Origin of the sequence: Zobellia russellii, from assembly GCF_044597075.1 — a bacterium.
Classification (GTDB): Bacteria; Bacteroidota; Bacteroidia; order Flavobacteriales; family Flavobacteriaceae; genus Zobellia; species Zobellia russellii.
In genome coordinates this window covers 1,244,813-1,268,702 of sequence record NZ_CP139000.1, presented here as the reverse complement: position 1 = coordinate 1,268,702, position 23,890 = coordinate 1,244,813, and the positions used below count along the sequence as shown (strand labels likewise).

At 37.8% G+C, this 23,890-nt stretch carries 19 protein-coding genes; 10 read left to right on the top strand and 9 right to left on the bottom strand.

Going from position 1 to position 23,890, the window contains the following annotated elements:
• The first annotated feature begins 128 nt into the window (after nt 1–128).
• Nucleotides 129–884, top strand: coding sequence for a DeoR/GlpR family DNA-binding transcription regulator (locus tag SJY45_RS05410; protein WP_215440073.1), 756 nt, complete (start codon nt 129–131; stop codon nt 882–884).
• A gap of 35 nt (nt 885–919) precedes the next feature.
• On the opposite strand, the gene SJY45_RS05405 is transcribed toward SJY45_RS05410, so the two are convergent.
• From SJY45_RS05405 to SJY45_RS05395, 3 genes are all read right to left on the bottom strand, one after another.
• Complete coding sequence (locus SJY45_RS05405) at nt 920–1,588, bottom strand: SCO family protein (RefSeq protein WP_215914342.1); 669 nt, start codon at nt 1,586–1,588, stop codon at nt 920–922.
• A gap of 13 nt (nt 1,589–1,601) precedes the next feature.
• Complete coding sequence (locus SJY45_RS05400; RefSeq protein ID WP_400073555.1) at nt 1,602–3,332, bottom strand: tetratricopeptide repeat protein; 1,731 nt, start codon at nt 3,330–3,332, stop codon at nt 1,602–1,604.
• Between the two features lie 285 nt (nt 3,333–3,617).
• The gene (locus SJY45_RS05395; RefSeq protein WP_400073554.1) at nt 3,618–4,916 is read right to left on the bottom strand and encodes a hypothetical protein; all 1,299 of its coding nucleotides are present in this window, start codon (nt 4,914–4,916) and stop codon (nt 3,618–3,620) included.
• Nucleotides 4,917–5,452: 536 nt separating this feature from the next.
• Between SJY45_RS05395 and SJY45_RS05390 the strand changes: the two genes are divergently transcribed.
• The 3 genes from SJY45_RS05390 to SJY45_RS05380 all read left to right on the top strand — a co-directional run bounded on the left by SJY45_RS05390 (nt 5,453) and on the right by SJY45_RS05380 (nt 7,333).
• Complete coding sequence (locus SJY45_RS05390) at nt 5,453–5,827, top strand: hypothetical protein (RefSeq protein ID WP_400073553.1); 375 nt, start codon at nt 5,453–5,455, stop codon at nt 5,825–5,827.
• A 129-nt stretch (nt 5,828–5,956) separates the two neighbouring features.
• On the top strand, nt 5,957–6,634 hold the full coding sequence (locus SJY45_RS05385; protein WP_400073552.1) for a hypothetical protein: 678 nt from the start codon (nt 5,957–5,959) through the stop codon (nt 6,632–6,634).
• Between the two features lie 216 nt (nt 6,635–6,850).
• The gene (locus tag SJY45_RS05380; protein ID WP_400073551.1) at nt 6,851–7,333 is read left to right on the top strand and encodes a hypothetical protein; all 483 of its coding nucleotides are present in this window, start codon (nt 6,851–6,853) and stop codon (nt 7,331–7,333) included.
• Between the two features lie 258 nt (nt 7,334–7,591).
• Here SJY45_RS05380 and SJY45_RS05375 read toward each other — a convergent pair whose 3' ends face one another.
• Complete coding sequence (locus SJY45_RS05375) at nt 7,592–9,406, bottom strand: hypothetical protein (protein WP_400073550.1); 1,815 nt, start codon at nt 9,404–9,406, stop codon at nt 7,592–7,594.
• A gap of 285 nt (nt 9,407–9,691) precedes the next feature.
• On the opposite strand from SJY45_RS05375, the gene SJY45_RS05370 reads away from it, so the two are divergent.
• The 3 genes from SJY45_RS05370 (at nt 9,692) to SJY45_RS05360 (ending at nt 15,306) form a co-directional block, all read left to right on the top strand.
• Nucleotides 9,692–10,813 (top strand): BspA family leucine-rich repeat surface protein, encoded by a 1,122-nt coding sequence (locus SJY45_RS05370; RefSeq protein WP_400073549.1) that lies wholly within the window; start codon nt 9,692–9,694, stop codon nt 10,811–10,813.
• Between the two features lie 300 nt (nt 10,814–11,113).
• The gene (locus SJY45_RS05365) at nt 11,114–12,640 is read left to right on the top strand and encodes a sulfatase (RefSeq protein ID WP_400074299.1); all 1,527 of its coding nucleotides are present in this window, start codon (nt 11,114–11,116) and stop codon (nt 12,638–12,640) included.
• 344 nt (nt 12,641–12,984) lie between these two features.
• Nucleotides 12,985–15,306 (top strand): TIR domain-containing protein, encoded by a 2,322-nt coding sequence (locus SJY45_RS05360; RefSeq protein WP_400073548.1) that lies wholly within the window; start codon nt 12,985–12,987, stop codon nt 15,304–15,306.
• 105 nt (nt 15,307–15,411) lie between these two features.
• Here SJY45_RS05360 and mnmE read toward each other — a convergent pair whose 3' ends face one another.
• Nucleotides 15,412–16,809 carry a tRNA uridine-5-carboxymethylaminomethyl(34) synthesis GTPase MnmE gene (mnmE, locus tag SJY45_RS05355; protein ID WP_400073547.1) on the bottom strand — a complete coding sequence of 466 codons (1,398 nt, stop codon included), beginning with the start codon at nt 16,807–16,809 and terminating at the stop codon, nt 15,412–15,414.
• A 139-nt stretch (nt 16,810–16,948) separates the two neighbouring features.
• On the opposite strand from mnmE, the gene SJY45_RS05350 reads away from it, so the two are divergent.
• Both SJY45_RS05350 and SJY45_RS05345 read left to right on the top strand, forming a co-directional pair.
• Nucleotides 16,949–17,401, top strand: a complete 453-nt coding sequence (locus tag SJY45_RS05350) for a hypothetical protein (RefSeq protein ID WP_400073546.1) — start codon at nt 16,949–16,951, stop codon at nt 17,399–17,401.
• A 134-nt stretch (nt 17,402–17,535) separates the two neighbouring features.
• Nucleotides 17,536–17,901 carry a DUF4870 domain-containing protein gene (locus SJY45_RS05345; RefSeq protein WP_400073545.1) on the top strand — a complete coding sequence of 122 codons (366 nt, stop codon included), beginning with the start codon at nt 17,536–17,538 and terminating at the stop codon, nt 17,899–17,901.
• 73 nt (nt 17,902–17,974) lie between these two features.
• Here SJY45_RS05345 and dnaN read toward each other — a convergent pair whose 3' ends face one another.
• From dnaN to SJY45_RS05325, 4 genes are all read right to left on the bottom strand, one after another.
• Complete coding sequence (gene dnaN, locus SJY45_RS05340; RefSeq protein WP_215440097.1) at nt 17,975–19,093, bottom strand: DNA polymerase III subunit beta; 1,119 nt, start codon at nt 19,091–19,093, stop codon at nt 17,975–17,977.
• A 130-nt stretch (nt 19,094–19,223) separates the two neighbouring features.
• The gene (gldG, locus tag SJY45_RS05335; RefSeq protein WP_400073544.1) at nt 19,224–20,888 is read right to left on the bottom strand and encodes a gliding motility-associated ABC transporter substrate-binding protein GldG; all 1,665 of its coding nucleotides are present in this window, start codon (nt 20,886–20,888) and stop codon (nt 19,224–19,226) included.
• Entirely contained in the window at nt 20,888–21,619 is a 732-nt protein-coding gene (gene gldF, locus SJY45_RS05330; RefSeq protein ID WP_400073543.1) for a gliding motility-associated ABC transporter permease subunit GldF, read from the bottom strand. Before gldF ends, gldG begins: the two co-directional genes overlap by 1 nt.
• Before the next feature lie 162 nt (nt 21,620–21,781).
• Nucleotides 21,782–22,615 (bottom strand): S-adenosyl-l-methionine hydroxide adenosyltransferase family protein, encoded by an 834-nt coding sequence (locus tag SJY45_RS05325; protein WP_400073542.1) that lies wholly within the window; start codon nt 22,613–22,615, stop codon nt 21,782–21,784.
• 290 nt (nt 22,616–22,905) lie between these two features.
• Between SJY45_RS05325 and SJY45_RS05320 the strand changes: the two genes are divergently transcribed.
• Nucleotides 22,906–23,859, top strand: coding sequence for a PhoH family protein (locus SJY45_RS05320; protein ID WP_215440104.1), 954 nt, complete (start codon nt 22,906–22,908; stop codon nt 23,857–23,859).
• Nucleotides 23,860–23,890 lie beyond the last annotated feature (31 nt).

Below are 23,890 nucleotides of genomic sequence, written 5' to 3'. Positions count from 1 at the left end.
TAAAAACAGCAAAAAAAGAAGTTTTATCCGATAATCTTAAATTTTAAGTATTGTTTGCAATGTTTTATTGCATTTGATGTGATTTTATTCTTAATTTGATATTATTGTGGGAATTAAAGCAAAGAAATTTGAGAAAAAGCGATAGACATCAGGTGATATTAGAAGAAGTGCAATTGCATAACCGAGTACTTCTGACCGATCTTGCGGGAATTTTAAATGTATCTATGGATACCGTGAGAAGAGATGTAAAGGAATTGGACGATTCCGGCAAACTCCGGAAAGTTCATGGCGGAGCCATATCCAACGGCTTTACCATATATACAGACCGTTCTAGGGAAATATTTGAGCAAGATAGTAAAGTGAAGATTGCTCAAAAGGGAGTATCGCTTCTAAAAGATGGAGATGTAATTTTAATAAGCGGGGGTTCTACCAATCTTGAATTGGCCAAACTTATTCCGCGAAAAATGGATCTTACGTTCTTTACTCCTAGTTTGCCAATGGCGATAGAACTGTTGAACAATATGTCTCATCACCATGAGGTAAATTTAATTGGGGGCAAGTTATCAAAAGAATCTCAGTTGGTAACCGGTGGTCTTTCCATTAATAGTTTGGCGGACATTACCGTAGACCTTTGTTTCTTAGGTACGGGCTACCTTGACTCCAATAAAGGAATTACGGAAGCAGATTGGGAAATTGCTCAGATGAAAAAAGCCATGATCAACGCCTCAAAAAGATTAGTGGCCCTAACCATAAGTAAAAAACTGAATACGGTAAACCGCTATAAAATATGCGATATCAACACTTTAGACGCCTTGGTTACGGAACTTGAACCCGAAGCAGAGTTGCTGCGTACGTACCGTGATAATGGGGTGGAGTTGATATAATACTATAGTTTTAAGGATTACAAATAGTTAAACTACTACGGACTCTCATTTTGTAAAGTCTTAATATCGGCAATGAGGCGAGCCAATTGTTTGTTGTCCGTGCCATCGTAAACACCTCTGATTCTCTTTTTTTTATCGATGAGTGTAAAATTAGGAGTATGTATAAAATCTTGAAAACCGCCATCACCTTGGTCAACAACGGCAAAATAATTTTTTCTCGCTAGGTTGTAAATATGTTTTTTATCTCCTGTGGTAATATTCCATTTAGCAGCTATGGCTCCGTGTCTCTTACTGTATTCCTTTAAAACAGGCACGCTGTCCATCTCAGGCGTAACGGATATGGAAAGGAGCATGATATCTTCTTCGTTCAGAAATTCGTCCTGTAATTTCTTCATATTGTTGGCCATAATAGGGCAAATCGTTGGACAACGAGTAAAGAAGAAATCGGCAATATAAATTTTATTGCGGTAGTTCTCCTGGGTAATTTTTTCATTGTTCTGGTTAACCAAGTTAAAATTGGCTATCGAGTGTTTTTCCAAACTCCCATGCATGGAAACGTCAACTAATTTCGCATTAAAATCCGTTGCATTGTAAATCGGTAATTTAGTGTTCAAAGAAACTAGAACATACAACAATATACCCGTAGAAACAGTAAAAAACAGAATAGTAGAAAGCGGGTGTTTTAGTTTCTTGAGTAGGTTCATTATATTTTTGGGATTATAAGACGGAAGTTTCAATTTCTATATCGGCATGCGCCCAAGCTTTGTCAAATTCGGCTTTAATGCTGTTAGCTTCTTCTGATTTGTTTTGGAATTGTAATGCATGATAGAGCCCCATTAAGGACCATCCGTTCTGTCTTAGGATATTTAAATCTTCCTTGTATATTTTTTCGGCTTTCTCATATTGTTTCGCTTTCAATAACACTGCGCCTAAATTTTGTCGGGTAGGGATATGCCAGGCAGCGGGTTCCGTATAGGTGAGTCCATCTTCTAAGATTACCGCTTTTTCCAAATGTGATATGGCTTGGGCATAATTCCCCTTTAGGGCTTCCAATTCACCGGATACCACTTCATAAGCTATATTGGCCGAATGGACGGATGCATTATTTGCTGTGGCCACAAGGTTTTCCAATTCAGGGTCTTCTTTTATGGATTTGAGCTTCTCTAATTCTTCTTGGGCTTTTATAATGTTGCCCTTTCTAATAAAAGCGATACCGCGGGCGTAATGTCTAATAAGGTTAAGGTGCTTAATTTCCGGATCAGGGGCCGGGATGGTCAAAATTTGGTTCCATTTACCAAATCGGGTATAGGCCAATAGGGGCGTAGCCGCAAAATCTTGCAGAAACGGTAGTTCCTTAAGTTCGCCTGTAGGAACCTTTTCAGCTGTTTTTTTAGCGGCATCCACAGCAATTTCGCTAGCACCTAAAAGACTTGCGGACGACCATAAAAAGTGAATGTTATGCGGATAATAGGCTAGTGGGTAAAGCCCCTGCGAAAAGCATTGGGAAATATAATCCTCATCTGCAACAATAGCGGTTTGATTAGTTTTTACGGCATCTAGATATCTTCCTACCCGAATATAAATATGGCTGGGCATATGCACAATATGGCCTGCGCCGGGCATTAGGGAAGCCAATTTGTCGGCACTTTTTACACCCATATCAGGATGAGGTAACTCTACCATATGAATGTAATAATGGTGTCCACCGGGGTTTTCAGGCTCAAGTTCCATAGCTTTTTCCAAGGCTACTTTTGCCGCTTCTATATTTGGGCCTGGGTTGCCGCTCTTGTCCCAATAGTTCCATCGTGACGTGTTCATTGCGGACTGAGCAAATAGGATAAGGATATTGGCGTCGTTCGGATACCGTTTAACAACTTCTTCCATTGTTTTAAAATAGGCAAGGTCTAGAAGGTCTGGGTCCGCATCTAGGTCCGTACTGTATCTGGCGGTAAGCGCTTTTATCAAAGCCTGTTCTTTTGCGGTTGCGGTTGGTGCCAGCTTATGAGCCATGACCAGCGCTTCGTTAATTTTATTTTTTCGTTGTTCGTCCGGTAAGGGGTCGTTAATATTTGGGCCTAGGGCGTAGGCTTGGCCCCAATAAGCCATAGCCGATTTAGAATCCAGTCTGGCGGCTTCCAAGAATGAACGATGGGCTTCAGCATGGTTAAAGGCATAGGATAATTTTATGCCTTGGTCAAAGAACTGTTGTGCCCGCTTATTTTGTGTTGATATCGAAAAATGAAGATTCCCCAAGTTATTGAACAATGGTGAAATCTGCTTTGTGGTGTCCACACCATCCAGCATAAATTTTGCAGGGGTACATGTCGTAAAACTTAAAGCCGCTCTATTAAGGTCCGTTCTTTCATTGTACCTGGCATCTTCATCTATAAAGTAGATGGTCAAAAAAAACAATACGGTAACCATTGGTAGACTAATTTTTGCTTTCATAGCGGTCTTTTAGTGGGTTCTTCTGTAATCGTAAGAAGGGGGATGCAGGTGTTAAGCCATTAACAATTGGTTTAACGGTAGTTTAAAACAATATGGCTGTGTGACAGTAACTAAAATAGGGAGTAATGAAGAATAACGATGTGGTTTTGTATGAAAGGAACCGTATTCTGTTCCGTTTACCGGATATTCTGTGTAAATGGTGTTTGTACAAACCAAAACGGACCCTTTAAGTAAGGGCCCGTTTTTAGTTGTTTATATTTTATTCTGTATTAGCTGCAGGGGATTTTAGGGTTGATAAGTAGGTAATTCAACCACATAGGATTCTACGGATTTGCCATCTTCACTACCGCTCCAATCGGACCCAAAAAGTACTCGGGTTCCGGTAGGGCTAATTACGGCATGGGGCTCTCCCCAATAATCAAATTCATCTTCATCTGCACGGTGGTGCCCAATACGGTATACCTCTATATTGCCCGGTTCAACCCTTGCGATAACCAATTCTTGGTCCAATAATTTTTGACCGTCTTCTTCAAAACCGATCATAGAGGCGGCTATCCATCCCGGGTTTTTATGTGCCACCGCAGAAATATGCGTACCGCTCTTTGGATAGTCATATCCCAAATCTTCGGATATTACTGGTAAGCAATTACCCGTATTCAAATCAAAAGCTATGATATTTCCTAAGCATCCGCCACGTGGGCCTTCGCCAAAACTTACGGAATAATCTATATCCGTTCCATTGGCCATTTTGCCTAAACTGGAATGTTCCGGTTTTTGTTTGTTGAGTCTGGCCACAAAGTTACCGTTGGCATCATAGGATGATACATTGTGGTAAAATAAATTACCACTAGGGGCAGGCATAACGGCAGCATAATTAACGTCATCAATATCAAAAGTTGTCAATTGCTGAGTGGATATTTTGTAGGAATACGTTTTGTTGTTATCACATCTAAAGCCGATAACATCAGAGTCCCAAGACATCATTTGCACATCGTTGCCCATGCTAATGCTTCCATTGCAACCCGTTAGTTGTTTTAAGTTGGCCAAAACCTCTTTATTACCGGAAGAAACGGTATATTTAATAAAATCATCCGTGGACTTATCCAAGTAGTAGAGAATATCGGCTTCATTAAAATCCCAGAATAATTGCTCAATATCGTCAGGGCGAACATCGTCCAAATTCCTGATAAAAGCATAGGTTTTACCGTCCAGTAATTGATGCACTCCATTGGTCTGGTCATACAGTATCATTCGGGTTTCATCTGCGTTCCAAGCTTGTACCGTGCTGTACATAGGTTTTGTGACGGTACCGTTGCCACCATTGGAAATTCTTCGGATAACTGTTCCAAAAGAAGGGTCTACGATAGTTTCAAGATACCCGGGTTTGGCCACATCTTGCATGGGGTGTGGTTCTAGGTCATTGGCCACCAATTCTGTGGCTACATCAACCGAATTTTGGGTTTCGTCTTCAGAAGTTTCCTCGGTTGTTTCCTCATCGGAATTCTCTTCTTGCGGAGTTTCGGATTCCTGTTCTTCGGAATCGTCATTAGGAATTAAATTTAAGTTGTCACTAGTACAGCTCATAACGCTGAAACCAATGCAAAAAAATAACAGGTACATTTTCACTTTGTTCATAAGAAATAGATTTCGGGGTTTAAAAATGTACGGGTAAACTGGGTATACGGTTCTTGTAGTTTGATTTTTAACAGATTAAGGGTGGTGGTAAATTGTTGTTTAAACAAATGTTGAAAGAATTGACTTAGGGCTTACACACAGTAAAAAACAGGGATGAGATGAATGGCACTGGCTGTAGGGGTTTGATGTACTACATTATATTTTTTTAAATTTTTTCTTACAGATATTGACTGTATTTTAGATTTGAGTAAATTACCCGTAAAATAGATTTACGTGTATTTGTGTACTTATGTTTATGTTGGTGTAATGTGACTGAACGAAGTGGAAAAATGAAAAAACCGATACGCAGAGACTGAATGAAATAATAGTGAAAAATGCTATTATCAACACCGTAAAAATTAATTACTAGTGGGGATCTATAATAGTTAATGGTTAAACCAATCAAATGCTGAAAATCAAAAAAAAATTAATAATATAAAATCACTATGAAAGCTAAATTTTTCATGTATTTACTTTTATGTTTTGGTCTTTTAAATTCATGTTCACGTGATGAAGGTAAAGAAGTATTTGTGCATGAAGGAGTTTGGAGCGGACAATATGCAAGTAATGTAGATAATGGTAATTGGTCAATGCGAATTGATATGAACAAAACGGTCATTGGTACATTTACTTCTATTCAATCCTCAAATTCGTACCAAATAATAGGAACTATTTCTGAAAATGGAGTTTTAAATGCAACTATTCAGACATCAGAAATAATTGGAGAATTTAGTGGAAATTTTTACGATAATTTTGCTTCTGGACTTTATATGAATAATAGTGAAGAAGATAGTGGAAGTTGGACTGGAGTAAAACTTTGATTAGCCTAAATAGTTCTGGTATAGAAGTTTATAAATCAGGATTTTATTTAGATGGGAAACATAGGGAGTGATAAGATTCTTTGCCTCCTAATTTTACTTAGTGGAATTTTTAACTACAAGCTTTAAAAAATGACTAAAACTCAAAGAGACCCAGAAATACAAAAGATTATAGATTACGAATACACTTATCATTACTTTTTCAATCATGGCCTATTTGATGAGTTGTTTCATTTTGAAGAACTAATTTCAGAAACTAATGCTTTTTTAACTTCTAAATTAAAGTCCTTTGAAGATTCAAAAGAGATTGAAATGATAGATGATAGGTTTGGAAAAACAATGCAATATGAAGCAGTGTTCCCTACCATATTATGGAAATCTATTTTTTTAAGTGTTTACTTTCTCACAGAAAAATCTTTAGAGCAAATTTGCAAAAATCTTGCAAACTTAAATCAGTATAGCTTATCAGTCAAAGATATTAGCGGTAATGGGATTTATCGGAGCTCTACCTATCTGAAAAAAGTTTGTGGTATATCTGAATGTTTTGAAACAGAAATATGGAATAATATTATTGATTTTAATAAAATAAGGAATGTTTTAGCACATTCAGATGGTATGTTTTCAAATGAAAATAAAGCTATTTTTAAAGTTTGTGATAAATATGGTGAATTAGATTATTATGAAATAACTGAAGAGAATGAATCAGGTATAAGTATTAGTAAAAGTTTTACGGAGTTTGCTCTAAAAAGGATACAAGAGTTCTTTAATTTAATGTGTAATGAAATGAATGAAAAAAAACCCATCAGGTAACATAACCCAAACATAATAATGACTTTAAAGTAAAACCCAGTAGGACGTGTATATTTAGAAGGTAACTACTGATTTATGCATTCAACTTTAGAAAAAAATATAATTAAGCAAAAAGCTTCAGCTTCGTAATATTGAAAAACATAATGTTTTAGTACTATACTCAACTGAAACTTTAGCATCCATTTTAAAGAATTTAAAACATAACTTCTGATTACTATGAAAAAGATTATTGCACTATTGGTTTTGTGTATGTCCATAATGTCTTGTTCAAAGAAAACGGACGAAACATTTGCCTACAGTTTTGAAGAAAACGCTCAATTAAATATAGAGACTAGAGAAGGAATTTACATGAGATTCTCCAGCATAACTGAGGGTGTTGATGTGGTATTTTCATATGAGTATAACGCTGCGGATGATGTAAATACTGCGGATGACGAATATTCAGAATATATTCGATTCCAGATTGACCCATCAACCATAGAATTCAGTTTTTCGGATGATGAACTGCAAGATATAAATGCAGTGTATTCCGAAAGTTGTTTTTGTGATTTTTCCGATAATGGAGAGAAAGACGTTCCGCCAAAGGGAACTATAAGTGGAAAGAAAATATCCGAAACGGAATGGGACATTACCATAGACGTAACTTTCTATGGGGATGAACAAAAAAGTGTTTCCAGTATTTTTAGACTGAAAAAATAAAGGAGAGCAGAAAAGTAACCTTTTAAGAAACTCATGTATTGAAGGATGTAGTTACAAATATCAAAGCCAATAATAAGGATTATGATTAAGGATAAAAACGAATCAAACTATTTCCCCACAAACCAGTTTTACATCAACTTCCAAGCGTTGTCTTAATTATAAAATATAGAATAATAGAGAAGCCCTACCATTCAAGGTAAGGCTTCTCTATTTTGGATTCTTATAGAACCCTGTAAAACTGTTTCCGCAGAACTAGTGTTAAAAAGTTACATTCGCTTTAGGTGTTTCAATTTCTTGAGTTAGTAATAATAGGGTAGTCCGTGACTCTTTTAATTGTTGTAGTGTACGGTTGTTATAGGAGGCTGTTTGGTCTTTTTCAGCTTTAAACAGCTGTACATAATATGTAATGCCTTCCATCAGATTGTTGCTAAAGGACAATAGTTGCTTTTTGCCTTTGGTGGTAGGTATCATTTTATATTCCAAAATCTGCTCCTTGTAATATTCCAGGTAAATATGCAGCTCCTTAATGAACATGTGTGGGCGATTGGGGTGCGACATTATATTTGCCCTGCCATAAATATGATCTATCATTTCTTTTAGCGTAGATACTTTTGAAAAGTATGCCATATTGGGCCCTGGACAAACGGAAACACCCTCGCCTTCAATTTTTGTGTCCAGATTATAGGCAAGCAGAGCCGATGTTCCCAGGCCTACGCAGGTACAGGATTTCTCCGTAATCTTATGAAAATGGTAATCGTATTCAGCTTGTGATAAGTTTTTATTTTTAAGTTCTTTTAGTTTGTGGTTTTGGTATTGGCGGGATGCCGTACAAAGTCCCTTTTCGTTAAAATCCTTGTTCAGCGCCACAAACTTTTTGGGGCAGGGGCTTCCCGGTCTTCCATCGGCAATACGTGCCGCTTTTTCCACATCTTTTGTATTTCCTTTTAAACTGTGAAAGGGAATTCCCAATGGCGAAATATTACTTAAGTACAGGTCTTTTTCCTTGGCATTTGCCAATTGGTTTAAAGTGTCTTGGTCTACCGTTGTCGCTTCCGGTACCAAAAGAAAAGCGGAACCCCAACCTACGGAGTCCACTTGATATTCGTTCAGCAGAAATTGGTGTTCCTCTGCTGTGCCAACGCCTCCCTGTGCCGTAATTTTTAAGGATAGGGGTTCGTTAGGAACGGAACGCCCTTTCAATTGCAGTGAGCTAGTCAAGAGATCAAAGACCGTATTTGTTAATTCTTGTCTGTTTTCCTTAAACTGGTTTAGAATAGGCCCCATTAAATAACCATCCGTAGCAAAGGCATGTCCCCCGCAGTTGAGACCGGATTCTATACGGTATTCCGAAACCCAGATGCCTTTTTTAGCCAAGAATTTCCCCTGAATCAGTGCCGAGCGATAATCACTTACTTTGAGAACAATTTTCTTTTTAATGTCACCGTTGCTGTCCGGATAAAAATCTTCAAACTGTTCCAGATAGCCGTACAGTCTTGGGTTCATACCTGCGGAAAGGATGACGGAAGAATTCAGTTTGCTCTGAGCATATCCGCGTAGCGCAGCATGGGCATCGTTAAATTCTGAGGTGAGCTTTTGTTTTTTAACGTAGTTGTCCTTATCCACCTTCGTCATGATATTTACATCAATACTTCCTATGGGCATATGCTGTTTTACCCATTCTTTAATTTCGGAAAAACTAAAAGTGTGTTCAGAAAGCCGTAAAAATTCATTTTTAAAAGATGAACTGTCCGGTAGGGTGTTGAAATAAGACCGGATGCTATCAGCTGTTTCGGTAGTTGAGTTTTTAAAGTTCTCGAACTTTTCTTGGGCCAAGTCGTGGATCATATCTAAATATGAACTAATTCGTTTTGCCCTAAAATCTTCCTGTTTGTCCGTGATTTCCGTGTAGGGTAGATTATGCTTTCCTGAGTACATTTTTCGTAGTTTTTCCAAAAGAATATCATCTACCAGCGATATGACCGAGTCAATCCCGTATTGTGAAACTTTTAATGGAGAATCAATAGTAAAACCTATACCCATAACCGGAATGTGAAAAGAATGTGCGTATGTCATAGAATATTTTTTGTGGTGATTTAAGTGTGTAGAACGAATTTGCTTTTTGGCAATAGCCAACAAAATTGGGATTTATGTAACTCTTAAAACATGATTTTAATCAGCTTTAAAACATGATTTACTTCGTGTAAAACAACTTAATCAGATACATTATATATTTCATACCTGACACGAGTGGCATACATATGTAGTAAAACGAATAACAGGTATGATAGACAATAAGGTCAACTTTGAGCTCGTTATTTAGTTTTTTCGATTTAGAAATAATTTAAACTCAATTATAATATGTCCCATCTAAACGTTTTTAAAAGAATTATACTTGGCCTATTCGTACTCATTTTTGCCATTTCTTGTAGCTCGGACAGTGTTACTGAAGACATGCAGGTTATAGACGAAGAAACTATTTCTGAAAACCCAACAAATGAAGAAAATACAGAAGAAGAGAATTCAGAGGAAGAAGAGGAGGTTGTAGAAGAGGAGGAAGAGATAATAGAAGGTCCTCAAGATGACCCTTACGATGAAAATGCCTTTATAACTACTTGGGAAACCACATATGAAACTGATGATATCTTGATTAGAACTAATCCAGACGTGAGTACACCCTATAATTATACGGTTAATTGGGGCGATGGAACAATAGAAACAGGATTGATTGAGAATGCTCGACATGAATATGCCATACCGGGAGTATATACAATACAAATAACAGGAGATTTCCCTGCAATTTATCAGCATAGTGACTGGAAATTGAACGCCAAAAAATTACGAACCGTGGAAAATTGGGGGGCAATTAAATGGGAGAGTATGAACCGTGCATTCAATAATTCTGAGAACTTAATATTCAATGCTACTGATGTGCCGGATTTATCCAGAGTTACGGATATGTATGCTATGTTCGCCAACGCTACGTATTTTAATAGCGAACTTAAGGATTGGGATGTAAGCCATGTTACGGATATGGGCTACATGTTTTACGAAGCAAATAATTTTAATCAAGACATTTCTACATGGGATGTAAGTAACGTGACCAGTATGACATATATGTTCTTCCATGCGAAAGAATTCGACCAAAACATTTCTACTTGGGATGTGGGCAAAGTTACCCTAATGCAGAATATGTTCTATGGCGCTGATGTTTTTAACAGTCCTATAGGAGAATGGAACGTTAGTAATGTAACAGACATGCACAGGATGTTTTTTGTCGCGGATGTTTTTAATCAAGATATATCTGAATGGGATGTGAGTAAAGTGACCAATATGAAGAATATGTTTAACGACGCTTTATTATTTAGTCAAAACTTATCTGGATGGGCTACGGACAATGTTACGGAGTGCAACTCATTTTGGTATGGTAGTTCATTGGTAGAGAGTCAGCTACCAACGGCGGGAACTTGTTTTGGAGGTTAAACCAAACTAATTATAAGGTATAGATGTCTCCACATTGTTATTTTGTGGGGACATTTTTTATGGTACAAATGAATGAATTAGTTTTCTAAGATAGAGATGTTTTTCTTGTTGTATAAGGGCTACTTTTTTATTTAAGTTTTGGTAGTTTTTAGTAAATTACATATTTAACCAAAACCGAGAACCTTGAAACACAAAGCATTTAAAAATCCACTAATTTATTTCCTGTTTTTTACCGTAACACTTTCCTATTGTCAAACCAAAAAGAAAGGAAAAGTAGAACGGCCAAACATACTTTACATAATGTCCGATGACCATACTTCCCAGGCAATTGGGGCATATGGTAAAAGACTGGCACGTTTAAATCCAACTCCAACAATTGATCGCTTGGCAAAAGAAGGGGTATTATTGGAAAATGCCTTTTGTACCAATTCAATTTGTACGCCCTCTAGGGCTAGTATTCTTACCGGTCAGTTTGGGCAAGTAAATGGGGTAGTGGACTTAAGTGGTAAATTAAGTCCGGAAAACCAATACCTGCCTATAGAGATTAAAAAACAGGGCTATGAAACCGCAATGATAGGAAAATGGCATTTAAAACATGCCCCAGAAGCTTTTGATTACTATAATGTATTACCGGGTCAAGGAGATTACCATAACCCAACACTTTATAGCAGGGAAGGCGGAGAAAAGAAAGAAATTCGTTTTGAAGAGGATTTGGTAAGAGAGGTGAATGCCACAACCTATGAAGGACATTCATCAGATGTTATTACAGACATCTCCTTGGAATGGTTAAAAAACAAAAGGGACAAATCCAAGCCATTCTTTTTAATGCATCATTTTAAAGCTCCCCATGATTTTTTTAAATATGCGCCTAGATATGAGGAGTATTTGGAAGATGTGGAAATTCCGGAACCATCCAGTATGTGGTATAATGGTAACAACGGATCTATAGCTACAAGAGGGGAGAACAATTCCCTTACAGATACTATTGGCTCCTCTATAGGACATAGAAATGTCATTAGAAATATGGGAATGCATATGAAGATAGACCCCAGTATTCCTGATCCGGAGTATAAGAAATTAGCATACCAAGAGTATTTAAAACGTTACTTACGATGCGTAAAAGGTGTGGATGATAATGTAAAACGAATTTTTGATTACCTAGAGGCAGAAGGAATTATGGATAACACCATTATTATTTATACGGGCGATCAAGGTTTTATGCTTGGCGAACATGATTATATTGATAAAAGGTGGATGTATGAAGAGTCTCAACGTATGCCATTCTTGGTTCGTTACCCTAAAACAATAAAGGCGGGATCTCGTACGGATGCTATGGTCAATAATACCGATTTTGCGCCTACTATGATTGAAATGGCCGGAGGTAAAGTTCCTGATTATATGCAAGGGTCCAGTTTTAAATCTATTCTTGAAACAGGTAAAGAACCAGAAGGGTGGAAGCAAGACACCTATTATAGATATTGGATGCACATGGCCCATAAGCATAATAATCCTGCGCACTTTGGAATACGCACCAAAGACTATAAACTTATCTTTTATTACGGTAGAGATTATATGCAAAGGAATACAAACAAGCAGGAATGGGCTCATAACCCTGAATCTATGTCCGATTTTGTTACTCCTGTAGCCTGGGAATTCTATGATCTTAAAAATGACCCGGAAGAAATGGATAATAGATATGATGATGAAAAGTATGCTTCTATTATTTCTGATTTAAAAGACCGACTCAAAACTTTAAGAAAAGAGGTAAAAGAAGACGATTCTCAATACCCTGAAATAGAAAAGGTAGTTAATGAAAATTGGAACTAGTTTGAATTAAACAAGTAGGTGGTTATATATTTTAAATGCCCCATACTTAAGTCTTTTAAAGCTGAAGAATCATTTGATTGTTCAGCTTTTTAACTTTCTGTCATTTTCTAATTCAAGCGTTAGCTCTTAATTGCCCTGGATAATTTTAAAATTTCCGGAAAAGGGTTGGTTATGTGATACTTTACGTAATTTTTCAAAACCGAAATAATTTATTGATAGTACGGTTTAGACAATATTTATCCCTAATTTTAGCCGCTAAATACGTAATTTCTCAAATTAAAGCTAGAAGTAGATTTAAACTTAATTTATTATAAAGATTTTACTTACAATCACTCCTTTTTAAAATGAATTTGACAAAAAATATCTTTGCAATTTGTACTGGCCAAGATAAAGGGGAGCTAGAGAATCTTTTACGCCATTTACAATCTATAGAAAAAGACTACCACACCGCTATATGGAGTAATGATGACATTGATGATAAGCAGCAATGGGAACCTATAGATGTAGAGCGATTGAACCATACGGATGTATTTCTGCTTCTTTTGAGTAATGCGTTTATGAATTCTGAATTTGTTGAAAACGATGAATTTAGAACTATTATAGACCGATATAAAAAGGGTGAGGCCAAACTAATCCCCATACTTCTAGATGATTGTTCGTGGAAGAACGAATTTACTTTTGGTCATTACAATTTTAATTTTAGAGAAGTACAGATCTTTCGCAAAGATGTTATTTCAATAGGGGAATGGAACCCAACGGATAAGGTTTTTACGCAGGTTGTCTATTTCCTTATGGGCTTGCTTAGCTCATCCATTAAAAAAAGTATTGCTACTGTAAGTACAGACCAACAGGGCATGCTGAATTTGGGAGGAGAAGGTCAGATGGCAATTGATTTTGGTGAGGAAATAGTTGATGACAATAAAGCCAATATAGAGAGCGCTTTTACAAAAGAGGTTGAAGCTAAAAGAAAAGTAGAAAGCGAGAATAGACTTCATGAGGAAGCTGAAGTAAAAGAACAGCTTAGAAAAGAGAAATGGTTAAGGAAGAAAGCGAAAAACCAGAGTAGAATTGAAAAAGAGATTCAGGCCAAAAAAATAGTTCAAGAAGAAATTCAGGAAAGTGAATTAGAAAAGGCTCGAATAGAAATAGAAGCAAAAAGACGAGAGCAAGTATTAAATACTCTAAAAGAGGCTGCACGGAAAAAAAGACATGAAGAAGCAGTAAATGCTCCAAAAAGAGTTTTAATAGGAAGTGGACTTGCAAAATATAACTATCGCTTTAATAATGAGAAAGAGGCCCCGGCCTTAAGTGTAGTTAAAGAGGAAAGGTTTGTTACTAAAGAGTTAAAAACTCAAGTAGCGGTTGTAGAGAAAAGGGAGCGTGAAGTAATAGCGCCTCTAAAAGAGATACAACAACCAAAAAAACAAGAGGAAACGGTCCTGGTAGACCAAACTGTTACAAGAAAATCAGATCTGGCAAAATATAATTACCGGTTTGATAGCAAGAACAAGGTTGAAGTTGTAGAGGTAGTTAGAGAAGAAACTCGTCTCAATGAAGAGCCCGAAACCCAGTTGGCTGTAGAGGACAAAAAATGGGATACAATAGTTAAAACCTTGCGAGAGTTGGAGTGGGACAAGAAACTACATGAAAAGTTTGTAGCCCTTAAAAAAGCAGCTACTGTACTCTTCGCAAAGTCTATTCATTTTTTCAATAAAAAGTTGAAGGTTGAGCCTCAAAATATTCAAGAAGAGAGAACGAGCAATGAAAAGTTAAAGGTTTGGTTGGCTATAGGGGAGAAGAAATGGGATGCAATAGTAAAAAGCTCACTTGAGGCGGAATGGGATAAGAAACTGTATAAAAAGTTTGCAGTCCTAAAGAGCGTAACTAAAAGTTATTTCTTTGCGGTAAAGGGCTTTGCTATCAAAAGTATTGCGGCAATTAATCAATTCTTTCAAAAAACTATAAAGAACATAGGTGCAAACAAAAAGAAAAAAATCCGTTCTGAGTTTTTAATTGCAGCTGTGGTTGTTTTTGGAGTATTAACGTACCTGTTTGTTGGAGGTTCTGAAAAACAATCCTATACACTATCGGAAGTTGAGCAAGTAAAAGAAGTTTCTGATGCCAGTGTCTCTCCTGAAAGTAACCAAGAGAATCGCACAGCTACTAACTTAGAAATAAGAGATTCCGAAAAAGAACCTTCTTCACTTGTTAAAAATAAGGAGGTAAAAGTAGTTTCTGACGCTGGTGCGGGAACTATAGATAAAAAGGAGAATCGCGCAGGGGCCACGTTAAAACTAAGTGTTGGGGATATGCATAATGAGGGTGTAATTTTTGCGATTGACCCATCCAGTAACACTGGAAAAATAGCATATTTGGAAGATAAAGGTCCAATGGCATGGAAAGATGCCATGAATATTCACGAACAATTAGGTGATGGCTGGCGGTTACCCGAGCTAGATGAATTACGTCTCCTTTATAAAACTATTGGGCAGGGAGCAGACAACAAGGGTAAATTCGTAGCTGAGTTGTATTGGAGCGCTACGCCTTTTGATAAGCATCAAGCGCGTCTCGTAAAATTCAGCGATGGTAATGCCTCATATCACTATAACAGCTCAGGAACACATCGGAAATTCCGAGTCCGGGCTATAAAAGATGTCCAGCTATAGCTCAGGAGTTGAGGGCTAAGGTTATTACGAGCCAATCTCATTTTAGTGACACTCCATTTTTATAATTAATATAGTTGATGGAGTACAGGTAAATGAAATTAGAATTTACTTCCCGATACAAAAGTTAGCAAAGATGTTACCCAACAGCTCATCATTAGTTACCTGCCCCGTGATTTCTCCTAAATGATAAAGAGCCTCACGTACATCAATGGCCATTAGGTCGCTAGAAAGTTCTTCCTCCATGCCAAATTGTACTTTTTCAATTTCTTCCAACGCTTTAAGCAGCGAATTGTAGTGGCGCGTGTTGGTCACTATGGTTTCATTGTTGCGCAATGCTCCGGTATTTACAAATTCCAACAGTCGGTTTTTTAAACCTTCAACACCTTCACCTGTTTTGGCGGATAAGTAATTAACAGAATCTAAGTGCTGGGCTATTGTTTGTTTATCGCTCTCGGAAAGTGTATCGGCTTTATTGACCAATAAGAGAAGTGGTTTTAGCGGATTTTGGTTTTTTATTTTTTCAAAGTCGATGGTGATGTTTTTCAGTTTTTCTTCATCGGCTAGAATTTTAGAACCATCTACCAAAAGTAAAATTACTTGGGCCTGTTCAATCTTTTCAAAAGTCCGTTTAATGCCCATGCCTTCCACCACATCTTGGGTTTCTCGGATGCCGGCCGTATCTATAAATCGAAAACCGATTCCGCCAATCGCAATTTCGTCTTCAATGGTATCACGGGTGGTTCCAGCTATATCGGAAACCAACGCACGTTCTTCGTTAAGAAAAGCATTGAGCAAGGTGGATTTTCCAACATTAGGTTCCCCAACAATAGCAACGGGAATACCGTTTTTAATCACGTTTCCTACCGCAAAAGAATCTATCAGGTTTTTCAGAACTTTTTGGATACGGGCAAGAAGGTCGTTAAACTGGGTGCGGTCCGCAAATTCAACGTCTTCCTCTGAAAAATCCAGTTCCAATTCTATAAGCGATGCAAAGTTCAAAAGCTCGGCACGCAGGCTTTTAATTTCGTTACTAAAACCACCTCGCATCTGCTGTATCGCAATTTGGTGGCTCGCGGCATTATCACTGGCAATCAGGTCCGCTACAGCTTCGGCCTGACTTAAATCCATCTTGCCGTTAAGGAACGCTCTCAGGGTAAATTCTCCTGCATCCGCTGTCCTACAGCCATTTCTTAGGAACAATTGTATGATTTGTTGCTGAATGTACGATGAGCCATGACAGGATATTTCAACTACATTCTCCCCAGTGTAGGAATTAGGGCCTTTAAACACAGAGACCAGAACTTCGTCCAGTATTTTATCGTCTTCTATAATCTGTCCTAAACTAATGGTATGGCTTTTCTTTTTTCTTAAATCCTTACCATAGGCAGATTTAAAAAAAGCAGCCGCCGTATCTATTGCGGTTGCCCCGGAAATACGGATTACCGCAATTGCACCAGCTCCTGAAGGGGTGGCCAATGCTATAATATTATCGTTAGGAATCATTAAAAAGTTTTTGCAAAAATAGGCAAAAACAAGTAGATGGAAATTCTTTGCGGCACATCAAAAATTTATGGGCCGAATGTTTTTGAGTAACGGAAAATAAGTACCTTCGTCCTCCATTAACTATTTAAATTATATAATTATGAAGATGCGATTAGTAACATTTGCGGTGATTCTTTTTGGGGTTACAACTTTTTCATTCGCGCAGGAAGAAGGAGAGGTTCAGATGGATTCTATTTCTCAGGTTGAGCAAGCGGAACGTGAGGCCAAGGAAATTAGAAAGCAGATAGAAGCGGCCGAAAAAGAGGCGAAAGCTGCTGAAAAAGAAGCAAAAGCAGCAAAAAAAGCGCAAAAGAAATCTGAAAAGGCCAATAAGAAATACGAAAAACTGACCGGCCAAATCAACTCCTTAAAAAAGGGATTGGAAAAGGATGAGAAGAAGGTTTCTAAGATAAGCGACAAAATGGAAGTGGACAAAATCAAAGGAAAACTTTCTCCTAATGATGTTGCCAAAATTGAAAAGAAGCTGAGCAAATTAAAAATGAGCATAAACAAAAGCAGGGAAAAGCTGATCAAGTTGGAGAGAAAGCTTTAATTGCGTACAAAAAAGTCATTCAAAATCCCGTAAGATACCGCTCTTACGGGATTTTTCGTTTGCGAGTTCGGGTAGTTTGTAACATTTTGTGTTTTTGTTCGTCTTATCTATAGAACCCCTAAAACAATCAAAAAATGGAAATCATCAATCAACAAAAAACACTTGAACAGAATAATCAATTATTGGTAATTGCACATTTATCGCAGTTCTTAACCTATATTACAGGTTTTGGCGGATTGGTAGTGCCGCTAATTCTGTGGCTAACGACCAAAGATTCCGTAACGGATATGGATGAGCATGGTAAAGCTATTGTGAATTTTCAATTGAGCGTACTGCTAATTACCATTTTAAGCATCCCTGCCATATTACTTTTGGGTCTTGGTATCTTAAGTTTGATTTTTATTGGAATTGTAGCTTTTATTATGCCTATAGTAAATGCGGTAAGGGCCAGTAATGGTGAAAAACCGAATACATTTATGACCATTCCGTTTATTTCATAGAAGCTGAAAACCTATATAATTAAAAAGCCCCAAGAAGAAATTCTTGGGGCTTTTATATTTTAGTGTATATCGTTTAGCTGTTCAGCATAACCGGCATTACAAGCATGGTTACGTGTTCGCCTTCATCAAGTCCGTCAATAGGAGTAAGAATACCTGCTCTGTTCGGTAAGCTCATTTCCAATGATACATCGTCGGAGTTTAGGTTGTTCAGCATTTCGGTCAAGAAACGGGAGTTAAAACCAATTTGCATATCATCACCTTGGTAAGAACAAGTCAAGCGTTCCTCGGCCTTGTTACTGTAATCAATATCTTCCGCAGAAATATTAAGTTCCGCACCGGCAATTTTTAAACGTATCTGGTGCGTAGTTTTATTGGAGAAAATAGCAACCCTTTTTACGGAGCTTAAGAATTGGTTTCTTGCAATAGAAAGCACATTAGGGTTCTCTTTAGGGATTACCGCTTCATAGTTAGGGTATTTTCCATCTATCAAACGACAGATAAGCTCCGTGTTTTCAAAACTGAATTTGGCATTACTGTCATTATACTCGATTACTACGTCAGATTCACTACCTGCTAGAATTCCCTTTAAAAGAGTCAAAGGTTTTTTAGGCATAATAAATTCGGCAACTTGTGAAGCTGTAACATCCGTACGTTGGTATTTCACCAGTTTATGCGCATCCGTAGCAACAAAAGTTAAATTCTCAGGAGAGAACTGAAAGAACACACCGCTCATCACAGGCCTAAGATCATCGTTACCGGCCGCAAATATGGTTTTGTCTATTGCGGTAGCTAAAATGTCACCAAGTAACGTAGTAGAGCTTGGGTTGGCCAGTTCCACCGCTTTAGGGAATTCTGCCCCATCTGCATACGCCAAAGCGTACTTACCGTGGTTAGAGCTAATTTCTACCGTGTTGTTATCTTCTACAACAAAGGTTAATGGTTGCTCAGGAAAAGTCTTTAAGGTTTCCAATAAAAGCCTTGCCGGAACGGCAATGGTACCTTGGTTATCCGAATCTACATCTAGTACGGAGCTCATTGTAGTTTCAAGGTCAGAAGCTGAGACCGTTAATTTGTTGTTGTCTAGGTCGAATAAAAAATTGTCTAGAATAGGTAGTGTGTTGCTATTGTTGATAACACCACCTAAAACTTGTAACTGCTTTAAGAGATACGTACTGGATACTATGAATTTCATAGGAGAATCGTTATTTCAATTTGTGGGATATAGTGTCTAAAATGTCTCGAATTTAAACCAAGTCTTCTAAAACCTGAATGAAACAAAGATATTTGAAATGCATTTTTTAGCGAAACAAACTTATTAACATCTAGGCCCCGTATTTACGTCTTCTAAAATAGTTGAAAAAAGCTCCAAAAAGAAGTGTCAACCCTACGGGAAGGCCAATATTTATTAGCTGCCATTTGGTTTTTTGGTCTGTCATCTTTTGTGCGTCCAAAAAGGGTACGGCAACTTTTTTATTTCGAATGTTTATAAGTCCTTTTTCGTCTAAAAGGTAATTCAGGGCGTTTATTAAAAATTCTTTGTTACCATAATAGTTGTTCGTCCACTTATCATAACCCAATTCCAAAGGCCTATTATTTCGTATTTGATTACGGATAATATCTCCATCCGATACTACCAACATTTGGTTTTCTTTTCCTTTCTCCAAAGTGCCGTTTAACGATAAGGGCTTGACCCTATTGCTAAATGCCGATGTGAATTCCCCCGAAATAAGAACAGCCATAGGGTTGTTTCCTTTGTTATAGAGTTCTTTTTTTGGTGACATATTTATTACATCCAAATTAATTTGTTTGGGTGTGCCATCTAGTTTGGACAGGGGAGAACTGCTTAAGAGTACGGTCTTTTTATTACTGTTGACCAGCGTATCTATAGAATTGGCAAATTGAAACCGTAGTGCCTCTAGATTATTATTTATGGGATGGTCATTTTTAGAGAAAACCATAGGATTGTAAAACCAGGGTACAGGATTGTATTCGGAAGAGTTTCCTTCTCCGGAGGCAAGTACAATTTGAGTAAAATACATGTCGTTCACCAAATTGGGATTGATACGCACCCCGTATTTAAAGAAAAAGTCGTTCAAGTTTAAATCACTTGGCAAAGCCATGGCAGAGCCACTTTCGTTGAAAAGACTATCTAGCTCCATATTCACTTGGTCTATGAGCCAAATGGATTTTCCGCCATTCACTATATATTGGTCCAATACATATTTTTCGGCATCGGTAAAAGCTTCTGTTGGTTTGGCGATCAGGGCCAGGTCGTAGCTTTTAAGCTGGTCTAGGGTTTTTTGAGGGTTGGTAGCCACGGAATCTAACGTTATGGCCCCAATGTTATAGTAATCTTTAATAGATGTCAGGAAATCGGCTAGATAAATGTCATCTAGCTCTCCGTTTCCTTTTATTACGGCAATCTGTTTCTTTTCCGTAATGTTTATTTTGGAAAAAGCATCGGCAAAGACGTATTCCAAATGTTGTACAGAATTGTTCACACGTTCTTCCGTAGTAGCTCCTAGTTTGTTTTTCAATAATGGAACTTTTACCGTTTTGTTGTTGTAGTTGACCATGGCCCAAGGGAAAACTATTTCTTGGGAGGTCTTGCCATTTTCTTCTACTGTAATCTGGGCGGGCGTCAATCCCAGAGACTGTAAATCGGTTATAGTGCCATCAATCTGTGCGGCATCTTCAAGCGGGTTTACAAAACTGAACTTTATGTTGTTGTTTTTGGACTCGAATTCTTCAAGTAACTGACGCGTCTCCGTTTTTAGTTTAACAAATTCAGGGGGGAGGTTTCCGTCTAAAAGTACATCTATGATCACCGGGCGTTCAAAAGCCTCCACGGTATGAATTGCTTCTTCGGATAGTGTATACCTCCTGTCTTCGGTTAAATCAAAACGAGTATATAAGAAACTGGCGGCGGCATTGATCACAACTAATGCAACAAGTGCTACAGCTATAGGGGTAAGGGATTTTTTCATTACCGATTGGTGTTTTTAAGTTGAAGAACGGTTAGAAAAAGAAAGAAAAGCGTTAGCGTAATAAAATAGACTAGATCACGAGTATCCAAAACTCCTCTTGCTACACTTTCAAAATGGTGCTTCATACCCAGACTTGCTATAGCAACCGAGGTATCTCCGCTTCCAAAAATGGTTGATAGACCTTCAAATCCGTAATAAAATAGAAAGCAGAGTATCAATCCCATGATAAAAGCAACAATTTGATTTTCGGACAACGTAGAGGTAAACAGCCCTATAGCGGTATAGCAGCTCATTAAAAACAGCGTGCCAAAATAGGAGCCTATCACTAGCCCCATATCTAGATTTCCTACGGTAGTACCCAGTTGGGATATCGTGAGCACATACAGCAATGTGGGCACAAGTGCTATAATCCCTAAAGTAAGGGTTCCAAAAAACTTTCCTAAAACGGTCTGCCAGATAGAAAGAGGTTTAATAAAAAGCAGTTCTAAGGTGCCCAGTTTTTTCTCCTCGGAAAAACTCTTCATGGTAATGGCCGGAATCAGAAAAAGGAAGACCCAAGGCGCCAAAAGAAAGAAGTTGCTTAAATCTGCAAATCCGCAATCAAAAATATTAAATGGCCCTTTAAAAATCCAAAGAAATAATCCGTTAAGGGTAAGGAAAAGCCCAATGACCAAATACCCAATGGGAGAGGTAAAGAACGATTGTATTTCGCGTTTAAAAATGGCAAGCATATGTGACTTCAAATTATAAATGCTCCTTTTTTTAAGAACACTATAGAGTTAAGTTTGAGGTTGTTTTTTCAGCTTATGTTAAAAAGCATAACATCAAATTTATAAACAATTTCAAATTAAACGGTAATTGTTGGCCACAACAGGGCTTGTTTTTTACAATTGCTATGAAAAAGTAATGGTGACGGTATCCCTAAAATCCAAGCCCAAGAGGGTGGAGGCGCCACCAACGGTATTGGAATCGCTTTTGTAAATAGCCAGTTGAATGTAGTTAGCGCTGTTGAATAAGGCCAAACGGTCTCCCGCTCCCTTACGTTGACTTTTATCCAAGTCGAAATTAATAATGTCGCTATATTTGTTATGGAGTTTGGTGAATTTTGTAGTACGAGCGGTAATTTCAAAATCCCGCCCCTTGCGGTACGCTTCGAAGAAGTTCCGGCTAATATTGGTCACCACGTTTCCATAAGCGTCAATATAAATAACACTGCCTATTATTTTGTTACCATTGTCCGTAACCGTGGGCGAAAATTCACGAAGGTCTTTCAGTTGGTCAAAAGGCTTCCCTACTACTTCCAATGTGCCTCCACGTGCAATATGGCAGGCTACCTGAACAAAAACGTCCAAGACGGGAAAAGAACCGTGGCTGGGGTTGGGAATATTTAATTCTACCACTTTTTCGGGCTGTATTTCGCTTGTAATCAAACCAATTACCCCGTTATTGGCGCTAATGAAATAATGTCCGTTCACCAGAACGGCTATATGTTGATTCTCCGGAGTGGGTTCGGAATCTACACCCACAATATGTATGGTTCCTTCAGGAAAATGTTTGTACGAATTCTCTAAAATATAAGCGCATTCTTGAATGTTGAAAGGGCTAATGTTGTGCGATATATCAACAATTCGGACATCGCTAAGTTCTTTGTAAATGGTTCCCTTTAGGGTACCTACAAAATAGTCCTTAAGACCAAAATCTGTGGTTAGCGTTATAATCGGATTCATAAATAATTTTCATTTACATCAGGAAAAATAGGAGTTGGAATAACTTGAGGCAATGGGATAATGGGGCGTGAAACCGTAATGACCACGCTAAACCTGTGAAGAAAGGTGTGCAGGATGCTGTTAGAAAATAAATGAATTAGATTATTTAAGTTCGCTATCATACAGTAATGTTGATATGTTTTAGTTAGGCAAACTGAAATTTTCGTTAAGTTTGTTAAACAAAATTATAACAAAAAAACAGCCAAGCGAAATATTATGTTCACAGGCTTTCATTTTAACACCTCTACTTTTTGAACGAACTCATATTAGAACTTACCGAGATAAGCCCGAGGGAATTTTTTGGGCAACAGAACGAAAATATAGACCTGCTTAAAAAGTATTTTCCAAAGTTGAAAATAGTGGCGCGTGGAAGTAAAATCAAAGTCTATGGCGATGAAGAACTCTTAGAGGAATTTGAGCGCCGTTTTGATATGCTTACCGTACATTTTGGAAAGTACAACAAGCTAGATGAAAACATCATAGAAAGAGTGCTTACGAGCAATACCTCTTCGGACTATGAGTCTCCTGAAAATAGTGGGGAAACTTTGGTGCACGGTGTTAATGGCAGGTTGATAAAACCACAGACCGTTAACCAACGTAAACTGGTAGATGCCGCCAAGAAAAATGATATGGTCTTTGCTATTGGCCCCGCTGGTACGGGTAAAACCTATACCGGGGTTGCTCTTGCTGTTAAGGCATTGAAAGAGAAACAGGTAAAGCGTATTATCTTAACAAGACCTGCCGTGGAAGCTGGCGAGAATTTAGGGTTTTTGCCAGGAGATTTAAAGGAAAAGTTAGACCCCTACATGCAGCCATTGTATGATGGACTAAGAGATATGATTCCATCGGAGAAATTGGCCCACTTAATAGAGAGTGATATCATTCAAATTGCGCCCTTGGCCTTTATGCGTGGACGTACGCTGGATAATGCTTTTGTAATTCTGGATGAGGCTCAGAACACCACCCATGCCCAAATGAAAATGTTCCTTACCAGAATGGGTAAGAACGCTAAATTTTTGATTACGGGAGACCCCGGGCAGATAGATTTGCCAAGAAGGGTTATTTCGGGTTTAAAAGAAGCCCTTTTGATCCTAAAGAATACTGAAGGTATAGAAATTGTTTATCTAGACGATAAAGATGTTATACGCCATAGACTTGTGAAAAAGGTTATTGACGCCTACAAGAATATTGAGCACCAGAATTAATAAATACTTTTTACAACAGAAAATTACCAAT